This is a genomic window from Emticicia sp. (genome assembly GCF_043780375.1).
In the GTDB taxonomy this organism is placed as follows: Bacteria; Bacteroidota; Bacteroidia; order Cytophagales; family Spirosomataceae; genus Emticicia.
Genome location: NZ_JAYWCU010000069.1, coordinates 1 through 16593, shown reverse-complemented (window position 1 = coordinate 16593; position 16593 = coordinate 1). Strand labels below are relative to the sequence as shown.

Here is a 16593-nt window from a genome sequence, read left to right as displayed (position 1 = left end):
GTCTCAACAAAAACTCATATAAGGCAATTTTATTTGCTTTTTTACATTCTCTTCGTTCATCAAAAAATAAACAACATCAACACGAGAATCGTCAGAAATAACTAATTCTATCGCTGTTTCATACCAAGTTTTCTTTTTGAGTGTGGCAACTTCGGCGAGTGTTTTGCCGATATATTTTTTCAATGAATCTTGCTTAAATCCAATCAACAGCGTTTTTTCTGCTCCTGCTGCCAAGCACAGATTTTCCCAGTCGTTTTGCTGAACGCTCATTTCTTTACCTACCTGTATGCTTATTGTATTTGATTTTAAACGTCGTCGCCACGCTTGAAGTCCACCTTCTTGTACCCACGGCGGCATGGCAGCATCTAAACCCGTTGCTCCCGCAATGTAGTTATACATGTCTGTTGTAACGTTAATGCCAATTTTTCTGGCACTATCAATTTTAGTAATAACTTTATCCATTTTATACCAATTGTCTTTTCCTGCAACTTTCAAGTGATATATTTCAGCATGAATATTAGCTTCTTTTGCAATTGTAATCACTTCATTGATAGCTTCTTCCAAGCGATTGCCTTCACTCCGAATATGTGAAATATACATCCCCCCATATTCGGCAGCAATTTTCGACAACTCAACAAGTTCGTTAGTATTGGCATAAGTTCCTGGTACATAAATCAGAGCCGAGCCAACACCCATTGCACCTTCTTCCATTGCTTTTCTGACGTGTTGTTTCATTCGCTCCAATTCATCGGCTTTTGGCGGACGATTAGCATATCCTAATTCATTTGCTCGCACTGTAGCTGCTCCCACAAATGAGGCAACATTGGTCGAAACACCTCTTTTCTCTAAATAAATGAGGTATTCGCTCAAACTATTCCATTCTATTTTATATTTAATATCACCTTGAGATTTCTGAAAATCAATTTTCATTGAATCACTTAAGGGTCCCATCGAATCACCTTCACCCATGACTTCAAGTGTAACTCCTTGCGTTATTTCACCTAACGAACGTCCATCTTGAATCAAAGTTTCGGTACTCCAACTCAACATATTTACAAAACCTGGAGCAACAGCCATTCCTTTAGCATCAAGAATTTGTTTAGCGATTTCATTAGATAAATCTCCAATAAAAGCAATCGTATCGGCTTTGATGGCTATGTCTATTTTTTGAGGTTCACCACCATTTCCATCATAAACAATGCCATTTTTTATGATGATATCATATTTTGCATCTTTTTTGCAGGAAATAAACAATGTTAGACTAAGAAGAAATAAATAGTAAGAATGTTTCATTTGATGAAAGTTTTTGAAGAAATAACGTTGAGCAAATATAAAAACAAACGTGCCACAAACTATTATTTTTGATAATAAGTTGTGGCACGATGTGCTTTGTTAAAAATATTACTTCGGCATCGTTGGTCTAACTTCAATTTTACTCGGTAAAGTACGAGCTGGCATTTTGATTAAATCCGAAACGATTTGACCAATATCTTCGGGCTGAATTTTCCATGAGTCTTTTTCGTTTGGCTCGTGATTATTGAAATGAGTAGCTACCGAACCAGGCATAATAGTAGAAACCTTAATACCTTCATTTCTCAAATCAAGCATGATGGCTTGCGTGAAACCAACCAAACCAAATTTACTTGCATTATAGCCACTCGCACTTGCAAAGAAGTTTGTTCCAGCCAAGCTTGAGATGCTGATAAAGTACCCTTTTGTAGTTTTTAGGGCTTCTAAAGATGCTTTTATGCTGTAAAATACACCTGTTAGATTGATGTCAATCATTTCGTGCCACTGCTCTGCTGTAAGAGTTTGGATGGGAGAGAAATGTCCAACACCAGCATTGGCAATAAAATAATCGAGTCTTCCCCAAGTATTTACAACTATATCAACGGCATTTTGTTGCGATTCAAAGTTTCTTACATCCGAAACAATTCCCATTGCGTAGCCTTCCTTAATTTTATTAAGTTGGGCGGCGGCTTCGTCGGCAGCCTCTTGCGTACGGCTCGTGATTGCAACTTTTATACCTTCTTTTATCAATACTTCGGCAACACCGTAGCCGATACCTTTGGAGCCCCCTGTGATAAGGGCTGTTTTTATGAGTTCTGACATTTTCTTCTGATAGTTTATTTATCAATCATAACAGCAGAAATTGAAAGATAGTTTGCATAAAATGTTAAGATTTTTGTTTGAGAGGTTTCAATAAATATTCCAATCCATTTACTTTTATTTCATACATTGTTGCCATAAGCATTCCGAGTTTTCCTTCTGGAAAACCTTTATTTTGGTACCAAATCAAATAATATTCGGGTAAATCACACATTAATGTACCTTTGTATTTGCCAAAAGGCATCTTGAAATTGACGAGTTCTACCAGTATTTGTGAATTCATTTTTTATATTTTTAGCAAAGAACCAATGTTTCAAAAAGGCAATCAAGCGTTTTTACGGCATCAGTAGCATAACCTGGATGAGTCTTTGAAGTCTGAACAATCGTACTTCGGGTAGCGGTAAGCCAACGAAAACGAGAGGCAATTGGCAATATTCCAATGGGGCCGCCATCTTTTCCTCCGATACAAATCTTTTCCCAAGTTTGAAGGTATTTTTCCAAATCCTCAAAGTCCAATTCTGCACCGAAAATGCTAAGGCGTTGTTTATCTAAAATGTATTTTGCTTGTAAAAAACCTTGTTTTTTGCAATAGAGAATGATGCCAACGTTAAGAAATTCTTCACGCTCAACTTTAGGCACAACCCTAATTACGGCATACTCATATAGTTGATTTTCTTGCATTGTCTATCTCTTTTATTGCAAAATCTATCATTTTTATTCTTGTTTCGATAAACTGAGTATAAACTTGGCGGCGTTCGTCGGGCGAATCGGCAATTGAATAATCACTCAACCACTCATCAGGAATCAGATTTATAACTTCATGGATGAGTTTGGGGGTGAGTGTTGCACAAAATTCTTCAACAACAGTTTCAATCTCACTTGCTTGTAACAAAAGTACATGATCTTTGATGGCTACAAATGCTCTTTTAGATTGCTCTTCCCAATTTTCCCAAGAATGATGAAAATACAGCGAAGCACCGTGGTCAATCAACCACAATTCTTTGTGCCACATCAGCATATTTGTATTGCGTGGCGTGCGGTCAACGTTGGTCAGAATATAGTCGAGTAATACAATTTTTGAAGCAATTTTTGGTTCAATCGTCTTGACAATTGGGTCATAGGTAATCGAACCAGAAAGATAATGAACGCCCAAATTTAGCCCAACACTCGCTTGAAGCAAATCTTGGATTTCTTCGTCGGGTTCGGTTTTACTGAAAGAATCGTCAAGTTTAGCAAAGACAATTTCGGGCATTTTCAAACCTAAAGCACGAGCCAATTCTCCACCGATAAGTTCGGCAATGAGGGCTTTTACGCCTTGTCCCGCTCCTCGAAATTTGAGTACATACAAAAATCCATCATCAGCCTCAACGATGGCAGGCAGCGAACCACCTTCTCGCAAAGGAGTAACGTAGCGAGTGATATTTACGGTTCGGAGATTTGGCATAAAGTATTGATATAGAAAGGCTTATCTTATAAAATAGGCTTTCTTAATTTTATTATTTTCTATTTGATAAATAGCCACTGCTTCAAACGGATTTCCCACACCAGTAATGTATTCTTTATCAATAACCGTATTGCCTTGAATGATGCGATTTTTTAGTTCGCAATGCAGATTAGGCGTTTTTTTGAAGTAGGCATCATAAGATTTTCTCATTTCTTCCTTTCCTTTCATACGCAAGGTATTAGGAAAATTATAAATTTCGACATTTTCGGCATAAGGCTCTAAAAAAGCATCAATATTACGGGCATTATACCCATCTAATTGCTTTTGAGCTAAGACTTCGGGCGTTTCAGCCGAGGAATTCGTAATGGCGGTTTGCTTTTGAGCAAACAATACATTAGAAGAACAGAGAATTAGAAAGAGTATTTTTTTCATTGATTCAATAGTGTATAGTTTATTTCTCCCCAAAAATACTCTCCCAAATAACATTATAAACATCAGTTGCCAAAATCTCTTCTTTTGGAACGGACTGATTTGTAATAAGTACTGGATAAAATTCTTTGCCAATATCAAGTGTTCCGTGTGAGCCTTTGATAAGTGTCGCATCCAAGGGAATTACATCCATTCGGTATCTGAAACCGAGCAGTTTTCGAGCCAATTTATACGCAGCACGTAATTTTATGAAAGGATTAGCAGGATTCATAAACATTTCGACCGGGTCATAACCAGGTTTATTATGAATATCTACACATCTTGCAAAATCAGGTGCTAATTTATCATCAAGCCAATAATAATAAGTAAACCAACTATCGGCTTTTGCCATCACAACCAAGTCTCCCGCACGTTCGTGGTTGATTTTATGCTTCTGTTTTTCGGCTTCATCCATTACCAACGAAATGCCTTCCACTTTCGATAAAATTGACTTGATTCGCTCTTTTTGACTTAAATCATTTATATAAATATGGGCAATTTGGTGGTCAGATGCGGCAAAAGCCTTCGATGCTCCACAATCGAGGAGTTCGTGTCCGTTTTCAACTCTTACCGAAATCAAACCATTTTCACGCAAAATTCGATTAATATGAATCGGGCGACTTACATTATTAATGCCATATTCAGAAAGTAAAATTACCTTAGCATTTTTTTGCTCGTAATAATTCACTAATTCCTCCACCAAAGCATCAATTTCGTATAAATCTTTATTGATTTTGCTAAAACCAACACCAAATTTCTGCAAACAATAATCTAAATGTGGTAGATAAATGAGCGTAAGGGTTGGGTCATTTTCTTTATCAACTTCTAAGGCTGCATCGGCAATCCATTTTGAACAATCAATACTTGTGGTTGGCCCCCAAAATTTAAACAATGGGAAAGTGCCTAATTTTGCCTGTAATTTATCACGCAAATCAGCAGGAAAAGTGTAACAATCAGGCATTTTGACGCCATCGGAGTGATATTGGGGTCGTGGTGTTGCCGAAAAATCAGCCGAAGAGTACATATTATACCACCAAAACATTTTGGAACTCGTAAAATTTGAATTTTTTCGCTTCGCAGCTTCCCAAATTTTTTCGGCTTGCACCAATTTATTCGACTGTTTCCAGAATTTCATTTCACAGGCTTCACGGTCGTACCAACCATTTCCGACTATGCCATGTTCGTCAGGATTTTTGCCAGTTACATAACAACTTTGTGAGGTCGTTGTAACGGCAGGGAATGGTGGCTTTATGTGCGTCAGCTTATTTTTAGCAATAAATTTCTGTAAAAAAGGTGTATGCTCACCAATCACGCTTGTGCTAAGACCAACTATATTTATTACTACTGTTTTTTGCATTTTTTATTCTAAAAATGACCTCAACCCAGAAGAAAAAAACGCTTCTATTATGAGGAAAAGACTGGAAATGAGATGGTTATTACTAAAATTCGAAATTAAAGAAGCCCTTTTACCCAATTAATCTCCCGAATAATCGACTCATTTAATGGAGCTTGAAACTCAGTTGGCAAAACTCCCCAAGTATAAGTTTCGATTTCGAGATGATTTGTAAAAGGCGTATTTTTATGAACATTAATCGTATCTACAATATCTGACTGCGTAGAACTCAATAAACCATATTTTTCTAAAAATAATGGCACATGAAAATGTACTCGCCACGAACTTATATTTTCATCAAATCCAGCAATGGCTTCAGTCAAATCTGGAAATTTTTTAAAACTCCCATCTTTTCTTTGAGCAACAACTTGGTGTAAATACGTTGGTTCGTTGTATTGTGCTATCACTTTTAGTTTTTCTTTGGCATCGCTCGAAAAATCAACTTTTAAAGCAGAACTTATTTGTATTTTTCCAACTTTTAAGCCTTCCGTTTCTAATTTATTAATTACATCTTGCGGAGCTTCAAAACCTACCGCAAAATGACAAACATCATAGCATAATTGAATGTGTGTTTTAATAGCTTCAATAGCTTTTTCGCTTGAAAAACCTTTGTCTTTGAGTTGTTCAATGCCCATCGGAATGAGGTAATTTTTATACCATTGAATGAACTCTTGCGAGTTTTCAAGTATTCCGTCAGGCTCAGGTTCGATGTCTAAATGAAACGTTTTTCCAGTTTTTTCTTGCAAGTCAATTAAGGCTTCTACTACCGAAATGATGTTTTTTGTTGCTGCTTTGGTCGCTTCTTCTAAAGATTCTAATGTTTTCCACCAAAAACGATATGATAAAGGTGAAGTTGAAATTCCACCTTCTTCTAAATTTTCTGGTAGCAATTTAGCCAATAAACCAAACAGTCGGATTGTATAATCTGTACGTTCTTTTGTTGTCCAATCAGGAGCGTGAACTTGGTCTTTTACTACAACATTATGGAAATTACCATAAGGAAAACCATTCATCGTAAAAACGTAGCAATCATGTGCCACAAGCCAATTTTTGAATTCATCGAAATTAGATTTTTCTGATAAATCAATGCTTGCTTGATTTGCTAAACGCAAACCAATTCCCATTATTTCTTGCGAGCAAACAGCCGCTTTTATTTCGGGAATACTACTCTTCAAAACCTGAAAATGTTCTTTCCAGTCTTCACCAGGATGAATATTGCTACAATATGTGAGATGTCCGTATGGGGTTTTCATATTTTCTATATCGTTTTTTCAAGCTCGTCAACGGCGAGTTTCATAAGTTCAAAATCAACTTCGTGGATTTCTTTTCCTTTGCCCAATCGTTCTAAAATTGTAATGGTCAATTGTCCACCCAAATGCTCTCTAAATTCGTTCAAACCTTCCCAAAGATTCAATTTGTTATTCTCGCCAAGCGATTTGTGGTAAAGGGTAAAACCAAGATTTTTGAGTAACGCAATAATTCGATTTACTTCTTCTTGCGAAATAAGTCCCAAAAGTTGCGAATAAATCGAGTCAAGTGCAATGCCTATTGCAACGGCTTCGCCGTGGCGAATCTCAAAATTTGTCAAGTATTCCAGTTTATGAGCTGCCCAATGTCCAAAATCTAAAGGTCGAGCTGAACCCATTTCAAATGGGTCGCCGCTCGAAATATGGTTGGTATGCAGTGCCGCTGAACGAAATATTTGTTCATTCATGACTGTCAAATTTCGTTCAGCCATTGCTTTTGCATTTATTTCGAGCCACTCAAAAAATGGCAAATCTTTAATTAATGCCACTTTTATAGCTTCAGAAATACCCGAACGCCAATCTCGGTCTGAAAGTGTTGTTAGAAAATTTGAATCATTGAAAACTGCTACGGGAGGAGAAAAAGTACCTAAAAAATTCTTTTTTCCTAAAAAATTCACGCCATTTTTAACACCAACACCCGAGTCATTTTGCGAAAGAACAGTAGTCGGAATTCTGATGTGTTTTACGCCACGATGAGCGATACAAGAAGCGTAACCAACCATATCCAAAAATGCTCCGCCGCCAATTGCCGTCACAAAAGAATGACGGTCGATACCGTATTTATTAATAGCCAAAAGTGTTTGGTCTAAATAAGTTGTGTCATTTTTTACAAATTCTCCACCGGGCATCACCAAGATTTCGTCAACTAAGGTAATATTTGTGTTATTACTAAAATATGCCTTGATTGATTGAACAAGCAAAGGGTGATTTTTGGCAACGCCTTCATCAATCAGAAACAAGATTTTCTTATGAAAACGAGAATCTCCAAAGTTGGCAAGAAAATTAGTAAACTCTTGATTATCAGTCGAAAAAAGGTCTTTTGTGAAAACGATATTGAATGAATATGGTACTTGAAAAGCTTGTTTAATAAGGTTCATTTACGAGTTAAATCTAATATATATATAATATTGTCGTTTTGTTGTAATGTTAAGTTACGGCAAAAACCTTTGCCAGTTTTATCGAAATAGGCAACAAACATAAAACTGCAATAGCCACAATAATATTGCCCGAAACGCTTACCCAAGCGGCATCCATAACGATGAGCGATAACACTCCAGCTTTAACTGCTTTGCCAATATTTGGGCCAATTGGGTTTGTAATTGCTGTGATTAATGGTTTAAAAATTAAGAAAATGTGTAAAGCTACAAATGCAGTCGTAATTAATAAATTATTGAGCTGGAAGGCAATTAATAACTGGCAACTACTCACAAAAATGTAAAGAAATGCCGCAAAATAAAGCGTATTTTTATTCCCACCATGAACTTCGCCTCGACTAATCATCGTAATAGCTGCAATGTAGCAAACTGGCAAAAATCCCAACCACCACCACTGCGGAATGGCATTTTCGATAATACTCATTCCCAAAATTAAATTTCCGCCTCTACAAAGTCCCATGTTGATTGGTCCAAAAAAAGAATGATGCTTACCGAATTTATCATAAACTAATGCACAAATAGCTACTAATAAGGCAATTAGGCTACTTATTAAGCTATTCGCCATTGCGGAAAATATTCCTAAAGCTAATAACAAAATACCAAAAATAATAGCATTGTTTTTACTGATTATTCCGCTCGGAATTACTCTTTCTGGACGTTCAATTTTGTCTAATTCTAAATCAAAAATATCATTAAAAACAATTCCGCCACCGTATAAACCAATGGTTGATATACATAAAAAAGTGATGTTTAAAGGATTAATATTTATAATCGAAAAAGAAAAACTCGCAATAGATATTCCTGCCAAAATATCAGCAATTGCCGTGATGATATTGGCTGGTCGAGTTAATTGTAAATATGCTTTTATGTTCAATGCTTTAAACTTGTTATCTAAAATCTGAATATTAGGTTTTTACTTTACTGTTGACTATCGCCTAATGACAATCTACTAACTAATAATAATAGAATTTTTATCAACTCTTGGAATTTGCCCGCCACGCAAAACGGTGTTTCCATAAAATTTCAAACTTTGGTCAATTACCTGCGGGGTTTCAAAATCGGCCACATTAATTTGTCCACTTTGAGCAAAAGCGTCAATGGCATTTTGATAAGTAACTAATTTAATATCTCTATCAGAAATACCTTTAATTTTCATCAAAGCAGCTGTTTTCGGAACTGCCAAGGGGTCGCTTATTCCCCAATCTGCCGCCGAATTTACCATTATTCTCTCCGAACCATATTTTTTCACGATTTCGACCATGCGTTCGTTGCCCATTTTTGTAAATGGATAAATCGTAAATGCCGCCCAAAAACCTTTTTCAAGCACACTTTCTACGGTTTCTTCATTATTATGGTCAATAATTACCATACTTGGGTCAATTCCATGTTCCAAAGCAATCGACATACTTAACTCTGTTCCTTTCTTTTTATCACGGTGCGGCGTGTGAACTTGCACGGGCAAACCTGCTTCTTTTGACAATTCGAGTTGTAGACGATAATACTTTTCTTCAGCAGCAGTTTGGTCGTCAAAACCAATTTCTCCTACGCCCACTACGCCTTCTTTGTACAAAAACAAAGGCAAAATCTCCATTACCTGCTCTGCTAAAGCCTCATTATTGGCTTCCCGTGAATTTAATCCAATCGTGCAATAATGTTTGATGCCAAACTGCAAAGACCTAAATCGCTCCCAACCGACCAAACTACTATAATAATCTTTGAATGATGCCAAACCCGTGCGAGGTTGACCCAACCAAAAAGCGGGTTCAATAATTGCCACAACACCCGCATCGACCATAGCAGTATAATCGTCGGTCGTACGAGAAGTCATGTGAATATGCGGGTCAAAGAATTTCATATCTTTGATGTAATCTGTGTAATTTACCTGTACTGTTTTTGCCAATTCGAGTTCTTCGGCTGTACCTTCAAAGTGAGAAGGGTTTTGGGTTATTTCGGAATGTTTTTGACACATTTTATTTTTCAATTCTATGTTTAATACTCCATTATTTTAAACCTCAAGCATTTCCCAGCTAAGATTTTTACTATTAAGTTCAGGATATTTTTTTAATTCTTCTTTTGCAAAAACAAAGTCAGTTTCGCTACAAACTAAAGTAGCTGCAATCTTATCATTTGGATTTTGAGAGACAAATAAAGTACAAATATCACTTAAAATTGTTTCATTCATAAACTTACTTACTAAACGCCATGCTTGAGCAGGAACACTTCGACCAGCGGCCCAGCGTTCGTGTGCAAAGTCCGAAATTGAGTTGGCAAGGGCTTGATTCGCCCGCTCGTTTAAGCCTTGAATACGATGAATAGGCTTGTCATTGAAAATACATTTCAAAATTAATTGATTCCACGCCAATTCAGAAAAATACTGCATTGGATAAGGATTTTGAAAGGCAATTGCATCGAAAACTAAACCAATATTTGACCTCACAGCATCGGTTGCACGCAAAAGCCAATATTCGGGATAATCAAAAAATGAAAGTGCAGATATTAATGCGACAGCTTCGTTATTTTCAGCAATTTCGAATAGTGTATCAAGGCTTTTTGTATAATCTTCTTTGACCGAGCTATCAAGTTTTGTTAACAAATAAACTCGCACTAATCTATCCAAAGTCCAATCAGTGATATTAATACCATTGATAGAATCAGTCAAATTAATAGTAGTTTTACTCACAAATCTTGGCGTAGCTACAAATGCCGTTTGTAGAGACTGTAAACTACCATTAGCTTTTGTTTCAATCCAACTCAATTCTTTGGGTGAAACGTACAATTTAATTGTCTCAAATAGTATGGAAGAATAATTCATTTGGTTAGGTGCTTTGTATAAATCTTAAACAAATCTAAGAAGAACTTACTTTCCAATGAAGAAAGTAACTATTTTTGTAAAGTGCTTATAGTCAATTAGTTACAAATAATATTTTTTTTGAGGTACAAATAGGGTACAAATGCAATTGATTTTTCAATAAAACCCCAATTCTTCCATTGAAATATTCCCACCAATTTTTATACGTTTCATTTGCTTGATATACCTTTTTGTTGGTAAACCATTATAATATTTTTTAAAGTGCTTACTGTGTATTTTATCATTAGCATCTGCAACTCTAAACAACTTATCAGCCATACTAAAATGATTCCTGCTGCTATGACTTTTGGTTTGGTTTTCATACATACAGTTTCTAAACGCTGAACGGTGGTAAAAGTAGTTACCTACTAAATGCAACTTTCTGCACCGTTTACCAGTATAAGGGCAAATAAAAAACCAAACAACTCCTTTGCCTAAATTAGAATCTACTTTAATAATTGGCACTCTATACTTTATCGGTTTGCCATTACAACTATAATCTAATTCAACGAAAAAGCTTTCAGCAAAGGTATTAACAGAAATCGAAATACTCGCAGTTTTATTGCCATTTCTACTCCAAGTAATTACACTATTAATCACTTGATTAGATTTTAAGTAACTCCATTTCTTAAAATCAGAAATACTGATTGTTTTACATTCATCAAATAAAGTTGGATAACTCGGAAACTTTGCCATTTTTTGACTGCTTAAAATGAAACCTAAATTATTAAGGAACGTTATGACAATAATCATGATTCATTTGATACCCCACCTCAATAGTTGTAACGCTGTTTTCCACAGTCGGTAAGCGGTTGTTTTACTTTATGCTTGAAGGAATCAACCCCGCCCCCCCTTGTGTCAAATAGCTTTTAAGTTTCTGTAATCTGTGGAGGTGTGGCAAAAAAACTCTTTTACCCTTCATGTGCTTCAATGTGGCAAAATGACTTTCAAGAAAGTTACCTACATTGTTAATCGTTTCGCCTTGACTTATTGAAATTGGTACTGTCGGCAAAGTAACGCTTTTGAAATACGTTTCGAGTTCCTCAACTTCTTTGCTCCAATCAAGTACCCTTTCTTTCAAGTCGTTTGATTCGTTCGCTTTTACCGTAATTGGCTCTTTCATTTCCACCTCAACGGCTGGCGGTGGTGGAGGTGCTGGCGGTTCGGGTTCGATAAAATCTTTATAATCAAACCTTATCAAGTAATCTTCTAAGTCTAAACCCTCTTTTCTTTCTTCATCGCTGGCGTGGCGTTCTAATAAGTCAGAAACAACAATCGTTGCAATGTGCGAAAGTTCCTTTGCCTTGATACTCCATTTCTCGAAACCGTTTAAGTCAGGATACAAATAAACCGTACGACCTGACAAAACCTTACATTTATCAGCGGTCAAATTGCTAATACCTCCAGCTGCTAACCAAATAAAATCAGGCAAATAAACGCTGGCAACAATGGCGGTCTTTTCCGATTCACACAAGGCAATAGGTTTACTGTTATCATTTAAAAGGTGTTCACCAAACAAACATTGCTTTAACTCAAAATCAGGCAATTTAAGGGCTTTATGTACCCAGTTGATATGATTGAAAGGTTCTTTTACTCTTTTGCCTGTGGTGGGGCTGTTAAGCATTATTTTACCTGTTCTGACTTGATACTCTTTATCAATTTGCCAAAATACTGTTGCACCGTTCCAATACTTTGAAGTACCAATAAAATACTTTGCGATTAATCCGTTTGTAACCTCAACCCCAAAAAGTTCAATCAAGTATCTTACAAAGTTGTTTGATTCGTGGCTTTGCAAGCTGGCTGTAAATACCTCAACCGAAATAAGCGAAATTTGCTTTGGTGGTAACTGCTCAACTGCTCTTTGTTGGCGGTGCTGCTGTGACTTATCAAATGAAATATTGTTTTCTTCAAAGTATTGCTTTGGTGAATAGTGGTAACCGCAGTTAATCTCTCGGTTGCACCTTCCTACGGATTCGTTGAGGTGTTCGCCTGTTTCGGTATCAATGTAAAGGGCAAAAACTTTATACTGCTGACAACTTGGGCAGCTGTATCGAGTTTTCATACCCTTGTAAGGCTCTAATTTGTATAGGTGTTCGTTCATTGCTTTTTGGCTTTAATCGTACGATTCGTACAAAACGTACAGGTGTACGAAAAGTACGAATCGTACGAATTGGCGTTTATTTGGGTTCGGTTTCATTGGCTTTCTTAATCCATTTTCTGACTGCTCCCTCCGAAACTCCCAGCCTTCGGGCAATTTCAATATTAGTAATGCCTTGCTTTTTCAACTCCAATACTTCTGCAATCTTTTGCCCTTTATCCTTTTCCGTAACCTCTTTTAAATGTTCCCTTTCGGTGCTGAAACCTATTAAATCGAATTGTAAGAAGTTGTAAGGCTTTTCAATTTGACAAATAGCTACATTTTCGGTATCATAAATAAATTCACTTTGTCTTACCTTAATTTGCTTCAGGTAACGGATATTTTTATCCTTTTGGCTTTCTCCAATCGTAAACGAACAATCAGTAAAACTCATAAGCATCTTACTACCTTGCAAGTCGTTTCGAGTAATTGGCTTTGATAAATCCCTTTTTGGTGTGTGTGCCAATGCCAAAATTGAAAGGTTGTATTTACTTTTCAATGCCTTTAAATGTTTCATCAATGGTAAGGCATCTTTCGCTTTTTCGGTTTCGGTCTTTAAGTAAGTAAGATTATCAATGATTAAAACCTTTGCACCTGTCTCGATAATTGAACGCTCCAGCGAATAGTCGAGGTAATTTTCAAAGGTTTGATTTTCGGGTATTACTGCATCAGGGTTTATTTCAATTCTGATAAAATTATTATCAAAACTATAATGCTGCTCAAACTTTATCGAATAGCGGTTTTCAAATTGCTTTGGCGAAAGTTCAAAATCAAAGTATAAAATTGGTTGTTTTGGGGCTTCGAGTTTAAAGCCCCTTATTGGTTCACCCTTACTTATACTATTGCCAATCTGTACGGCTAATATTGATTTACCTAAATTGGTATCTGCAAACAAAATACATAATTCACCTTCAAACCATAATTCACCAAATAGCATTTGCGGAATTGGTTGCATTTTAGATTCTTCAATCCAATGGCTGGCTGGCATTACGGTAAATAAGCCTTTACTTTTGGTTGCTTCATTGCTTTGCTTTAATAGTGCTTTGCGTTCCTCTTTAAGGTCTTTCTTAAACTTATCAAGGTCGGTAAATTGTGGGTTTAGTTCTTTCAATAACCTTTCTGAATTTTCTAAATCCAAAAAAGTAGATGTTTTTTTGGATTCCATTATGCAAAATTCATTTTAAGTTGAACACTTCTTGGTTGGTTGAGTTTGTCAAACTCTGCTGGATTCGTAGATAATACATTTGCAAGATGTCCCGAACTTGGGCAACGATATTTATCTTTACTCTGAACCAAAATACCTGCTTTTTCAAACTTTCTTTTGTTTCTACAATTATTTGGTATTTCGATATTAAATGCCTTGCATAATGCTCTTTTAGTTGTTGTTACATACTGTAAAGCTGTATAAAATAATTGTATTTCGTTGTATTGTGCCTTTAATTGGTCATAGGATAAACCAGTACCTTTTTCAACTTCATTGATAATAATTTTTGAGATAAATTCACTATCTTTGCTTTGTCCTTTTTGCACTTGGGAGGTGTTAGTCTTATTTTCCATAGGTTCGACCAGCACCTCCTTTGCTTTTTAGTAGATAGGCATCTGCTTCGAGTGCCGTTTGTTGCAAGGTTTTCTTTCTACCTTGTAAAAGCCAAATGTCTATTTCACTCTTTAAAAATCTTAGTTTTTTACCTCCTTTGTGGCAAGGTATCTGTGCAGTATGTACCCAGCCGTAAACCGTTGCGGTTGCTGGCTTATCGGGTAAATAATTACATAATTCGTTGAGGTCAAACCATTGGTCGGCTTGCTTTGGAGGTGCAGAAATGTACTGGTGTTTGAAGTCTAATAAAAGATTTTCAATGGAGTTAAGCCTTAACTCTAAAACATCGAAAGGATTGTACGATTGAGCCATTTTCTAATTATTTGATTATGGCTCAAAATTATTTTATACGAAGTAGTGCAACTGGTTATAACTGGTTGAGTATTTTATAAATTGCTAATAATCAGTTGTTTAATTCTTTTTTGTTTGTGCAACTTTCAAGTCATTTTCTGCTTTTTCTTTTGCTTGTGGGTTGTTATTTAGTAAAGTAATGACTTTTTCAATGTTTTTTACTGCGTATTTGTGGTTAGTAATATTCAAGTTACTATTCTTAATTTCGTTATAATGTTCCATCAATTTTCTACCGCTATTTTGACCGTATAAACTTGCTTTTATACTTGCATTATTATCATTTAGTGATGTACCTAAATAGTGGTGAAGTAATGCAATTTCACGATGAAATAGTTTTACTTCACTTTCTTTCTTTTCCTCAACTTTTTCAACACTAAGGCTTTCGGGTGCTGCTGGCTGTTCTGCCTTAAACCATTTATTTATTTCCTTTTCAGTTGAACGCATAACTTCATACATCCACTCATAAAAATTGGCTGGCTCAAACTTTTTAGTTTCTTCTTTATTTATTTCATACCATTCATAATATTTATGAATCATTGGTAAGAATCTATCTTTAATATCAATTTCAATAACCTTCCAATTTTCTTGTTTTTCTAACTTGTTCTTTAATTCTCTTTGAAAATATTGAAAATAAATTGTTCCATTTTCTTCAATTTCAACTCTAACGTTTTTATAAACATCATTTTCAGAAATAAACTTAAATACATCATTAATATCATTTTTTATGAAAGTCAAAACACTACTTAGAAACCAATAATGCATATCAATTTTATTTTCTAAAACTTCATACTCAAACTTATAAACAAAGTCTTTTAAACCTTCCAAGGCCTTAATAGTAAATTGCCCTCTACTTGGGTTTTTATAAATACCCTCATATTGCTTGGTTACCTCAACATAATTAAATTTTGGATTTCTTTCAGCAAGTACTGCTGTTTTTTCAAAAATATCGTCTCTAAGGTCTGTTATTAATTCCTCAATCTTGTAAATAAACTGTTTATAAAAACTTCTATTTACTTCATAGTATTTTTGATGTTTTGATTTCAGATTATCAAGTTTTGCCAATTGATTTGGCAACTTGATAAGTTCTTCTGCGAAATTTGTATAATCTGCTTCGTTAAGTAATTTATTATCGTTTTGTTCCATTTGTCCTTTAAGTTTAAAAAATATCAAAAATCTAACTGTATGCTGTCGGCTGCTTTACGCTTGGTTTCATCTATAATCTTTGCATAAATTTGGGTCGTTTTGAGTTCTCTATGCCCCAGCATCTTGCTGACGGTGTAAATATCAGTTCCTTTGCTTAGTTGCAAGGTTGCAAATGTGTGGCGAAAACAATGGAACGTAATATCCTTTGATATTCCTGCTGCTGTTATCCATTGATACAGAAACTTGTTTTGGTACGCTGAATATTCCAAACCATCAAATACTTTATCAGTAGGCTTTTTGCGTTCTCCAAGTAAACTAAATGCCTGTTCTGATATTGGCATCATTTCAACGCCTTTTGTCTTTTGCTGCTTAAACTGAATAAAATATCCGTTCCCTTCTATGTACTCCAATTCGCTCCAAGTTAGTTTTTGTATGTCGCTATGTCGTAGCCCAGTAAGTGCCGAAAACAAGGCTGCACGTTTGAGTAAAACGTTTTGGCACTCGGTACGTACAAGGCTGTTTAGTTCTTCAATAGTTAGAAAGTTTCTTTGCGTTTCGGCTGTCTTGATAGGCTCTATCTTTGCGTTGAGGTCTGTTTGCAGCATACCATCTTTAAAAGCCTGTTTTAGGGCTGCTTTTACC

The 16593-nt window shown here is 35.7% G+C and carries 19 protein-coding genes; all 19 read right to left on the bottom strand.

Annotated features, from left to right (window positions below; translation table 11 throughout):
• Positions 1-3 precede the first annotated feature (3 nt).
• Positions 4-1293 carry an amidohydrolase family protein gene (locus ACH2CJ_RS05270; RefSeq protein ID WP_394991198.1) on the bottom strand — a complete coding sequence of 430 codons (1290 nt, stop codon included), beginning with the start codon at positions 1291-1293 and terminating at the stop codon, positions 4-6.
• Between the two features lie 108 nt (positions 1294-1401).
• Positions 1402-2112 carry an SDR family oxidoreductase gene (locus tag ACH2CJ_RS05265; protein WP_394991197.1) on the bottom strand — a complete coding sequence of 237 codons (711 nt, stop codon included), beginning with the start codon at positions 2110-2112 and terminating at the stop codon, positions 1402-1404.
• 64 nt (positions 2113-2176) lie between these two features.
• Positions 2177-2392, bottom strand: coding sequence for a DUF3820 family protein (locus ACH2CJ_RS05260; RefSeq protein WP_394991196.1), 216 nt, complete (start codon positions 2390-2392; stop codon positions 2177-2179).
• 11 nt (positions 2393-2403) lie between these two features.
• Complete coding sequence (locus tag ACH2CJ_RS05255) at positions 2404-2790, bottom strand: DUF3037 domain-containing protein (protein ID WP_394991195.1); 387 nt, start codon at positions 2788-2790, stop codon at positions 2404-2406.
• Positions 2768-3553 carry a HipA family kinase gene (locus ACH2CJ_RS05250; protein ID WP_394991194.1) on the bottom strand — a complete coding sequence of 262 codons (786 nt, stop codon included), beginning with the start codon at positions 3551-3553 and terminating at the stop codon, positions 2768-2770. Before ACH2CJ_RS05250 ends, ACH2CJ_RS05255 begins: the two co-directional genes overlap by 23 nt.
• Positions 3554-3574: 21 nt before the next feature.
• A complete protein-coding gene (locus ACH2CJ_RS05245) occupies positions 3575-3985 on the bottom strand; it encodes a nuclear transport factor 2 family protein (RefSeq protein ID WP_394991193.1) in 411 nt (136 codons plus the stop codon).
• Between the two features lie 19 nt (positions 3986-4004).
• Positions 4005-5378 (bottom strand): alkaline phosphatase family protein, encoded by a 1374-nt coding sequence (locus tag ACH2CJ_RS05240; protein WP_394991192.1) that lies wholly within the window; start codon positions 5376-5378, stop codon positions 4005-4007.
• Positions 5379-5473: 95 nt separating this feature from the next.
• On the bottom strand, positions 5474-6667 hold the full coding sequence (eboE, locus tag ACH2CJ_RS05235) for a metabolite traffic protein EboE (RefSeq protein WP_394991191.1): 1194 nt from the start codon (positions 6665-6667) through the stop codon (positions 5474-5476).
• Positions 6668-6672: 5 nt separating this feature from the next.
• Complete coding sequence (locus tag ACH2CJ_RS05230) at positions 6673-7818, bottom strand: 3-dehydroquinate synthase (RefSeq protein WP_394991190.1); 1146 nt, start codon at positions 7816-7818, stop codon at positions 6673-6675.
• 49 nt (positions 7819-7867) lie between these two features.
• Complete coding sequence (eboC, locus tag ACH2CJ_RS05225) at positions 7868-8749, bottom strand: UbiA-like protein EboC (protein ID WP_394991189.1); 882 nt, start codon at positions 8747-8749, stop codon at positions 7868-7870.
• A 75-nt stretch (positions 8750-8824) separates the two neighbouring features.
• The gene (locus tag ACH2CJ_RS05220) at positions 8825-9844 is read right to left on the bottom strand and encodes a TatD family hydrolase (RefSeq protein ID WP_394991188.1); all 1020 of its coding nucleotides are present in this window, start codon (positions 9842-9844) and stop codon (positions 8825-8827) included.
• A 36-nt stretch (positions 9845-9880) separates the two neighbouring features.
• The gene (locus tag ACH2CJ_RS05215; RefSeq protein WP_394991187.1) at positions 9881-10687 is read right to left on the bottom strand and encodes an EboA domain-containing protein; all 807 of its coding nucleotides are present in this window, start codon (positions 10685-10687) and stop codon (positions 9881-9883) included.
• 153 nt (positions 10688-10840) lie between these two features.
• Entirely contained in the window at positions 10841-11476 is a 636-nt protein-coding gene (locus ACH2CJ_RS05210) for a hypothetical protein (RefSeq protein ID WP_394991186.1), read from the bottom strand.
• Positions 11477-11540: 64 nt separating this feature from the next.
• Positions 11541-12824 carry a DUF6965 family protein gene (locus ACH2CJ_RS05205; protein ID WP_394991185.1) on the bottom strand — a complete coding sequence of 428 codons (1284 nt, stop codon included), beginning with the start codon at positions 12822-12824 and terminating at the stop codon, positions 11541-11543.
• A 76-nt stretch (positions 12825-12900) separates the two neighbouring features.
• Positions 12901-14025 (bottom strand): AAA family ATPase, encoded by a 1125-nt coding sequence (locus tag ACH2CJ_RS05200; protein WP_394991184.1) that lies wholly within the window; start codon positions 14023-14025, stop codon positions 12901-12903.
• Positions 14025-14417, bottom strand: a complete 393-nt coding sequence (locus ACH2CJ_RS05195; protein WP_394991183.1) for a hypothetical protein — start codon at positions 14415-14417, stop codon at positions 14025-14027. The genes ACH2CJ_RS05200 and ACH2CJ_RS05195 overlap by 1 nt, the downstream gene beginning before the upstream one ends.
• A complete protein-coding gene (locus ACH2CJ_RS05190; protein ID WP_394991182.1) occupies positions 14407-14769 on the bottom strand; it encodes a helix-turn-helix domain-containing protein in 363 nt (120 codons plus the stop codon). The genes ACH2CJ_RS05195 and ACH2CJ_RS05190 overlap by 11 nt, the downstream gene beginning before the upstream one ends.
• A 99-nt stretch (positions 14770-14868) precedes the next feature.
• Positions 14869-15951: a hypothetical protein gene (locus ACH2CJ_RS05185; RefSeq protein ID WP_394991181.1), complete on the bottom strand. Its 1083-nt coding sequence runs from the start codon at positions 15949-15951 to the stop codon at positions 14869-14871.
• A 23-nt stretch (positions 15952-15974) separates the two neighbouring features.
• Positions 15975-16593, bottom strand: a 619-nt coding sequence (locus ACH2CJ_RS05180; protein ID WP_394991179.1) for a site-specific integrase, incomplete at its 5' end; no start/stop codon positions are given.

Coding starts and splice junctions, on each gene's coding strand:
- ACH2CJ_RS05210 (WP_394991186.1), bottom strand. CDS start 11,476: ATGATTATTGTCATAACGTTCCTTAATAATTTAGGTTTCATTTTAAGC.
- ACH2CJ_RS05245 (WP_394991193.1), bottom strand. CDS start 3,985: ATGAAAAAAATACTCTTTCTAATTCTCTGTTCTTCTAATGTATTGTTT.
- ACH2CJ_RS05215 (WP_394991187.1), bottom strand. CDS start 10,687: ATGAATTATTCTTCCATACTATTTGAGACAATTAAATTGTACGTTTCA.
- ACH2CJ_RS05200 (WP_394991184.1), bottom strand. CDS start 14,025: ATGGAATCCAAAAAAACATCTACTTTTTTGGATTTAGAAAATTCAGAA.
- ACH2CJ_RS05270 (WP_394991198.1), bottom strand. CDS start 1,293: ATGAAACATTCTTACTATTTATTTCTTCTTAGTCTAACATTGTTTATT.
- ACH2CJ_RS05190 (WP_394991182.1), bottom strand. CDS start 14,769: ATGGCTCAATCGTACAATCCTTTCGATGTTTTAGAGTTAAGGCTTAAC.
- eboE (WP_394991191.1), bottom strand. CDS start 6,667: ATGAAAACCCCATACGGACATCTCACATATTGTAGCAATATTCATCCT.
- ACH2CJ_RS05265 (WP_394991197.1), bottom strand. CDS start 2,112: ATGTCAGAACTCATAAAAACAGCCCTTATCACAGGGGGCTCCAAAGGT.
- ACH2CJ_RS05250 (WP_394991194.1), bottom strand. CDS start 3,553: ATGCCAAATCTCCGAACCGTAAATATCACTCGCTACGTTACTCCTTTG.
- ACH2CJ_RS05255 (WP_394991195.1), bottom strand. CDS start 2,790: ATGCAAGAAAATCAACTATATGAGTATGCCGTAATTAGGGTTGTGCCT.
- ACH2CJ_RS05240 (WP_394991192.1), bottom strand. CDS start 5,378: ATGCAAAAAACAGTAGTAATAAATATAGTTGGTCTTAGCACAAGCGTG.
- ACH2CJ_RS05230 (WP_394991190.1), bottom strand. CDS start 7,818: ATGAACCTTATTAAACAAGCTTTTCAAGTACCATATTCATTCAATATC.
- ACH2CJ_RS05260 (WP_394991196.1), bottom strand. CDS start 2,392: ATGAATTCACAAATACTGGTAGAACTCGTCAATTTCAAGATGCCTTTT.
- ACH2CJ_RS05195 (WP_394991183.1), bottom strand. CDS start 14,417: ATGGAAAATAAGACTAACACCTCCCAAGTGCAAAAAGGACAAAGCAAA.
- ACH2CJ_RS05220 (WP_394991188.1), bottom strand. CDS start 9,844: ATGTGTCAAAAACATTCCGAAATAACCCAAAACCCTTCTCACTTTGAA.
- ACH2CJ_RS05205 (WP_394991185.1), bottom strand. CDS start 12,824: ATGAACGAACACCTATACAAATTAGAGCCTTACAAGGGTATGAAAACT.
- ACH2CJ_RS05185 (WP_394991181.1), bottom strand. CDS start 15,951: ATGGAACAAAACGATAATAAATTACTTAACGAAGCAGATTATACAAAT.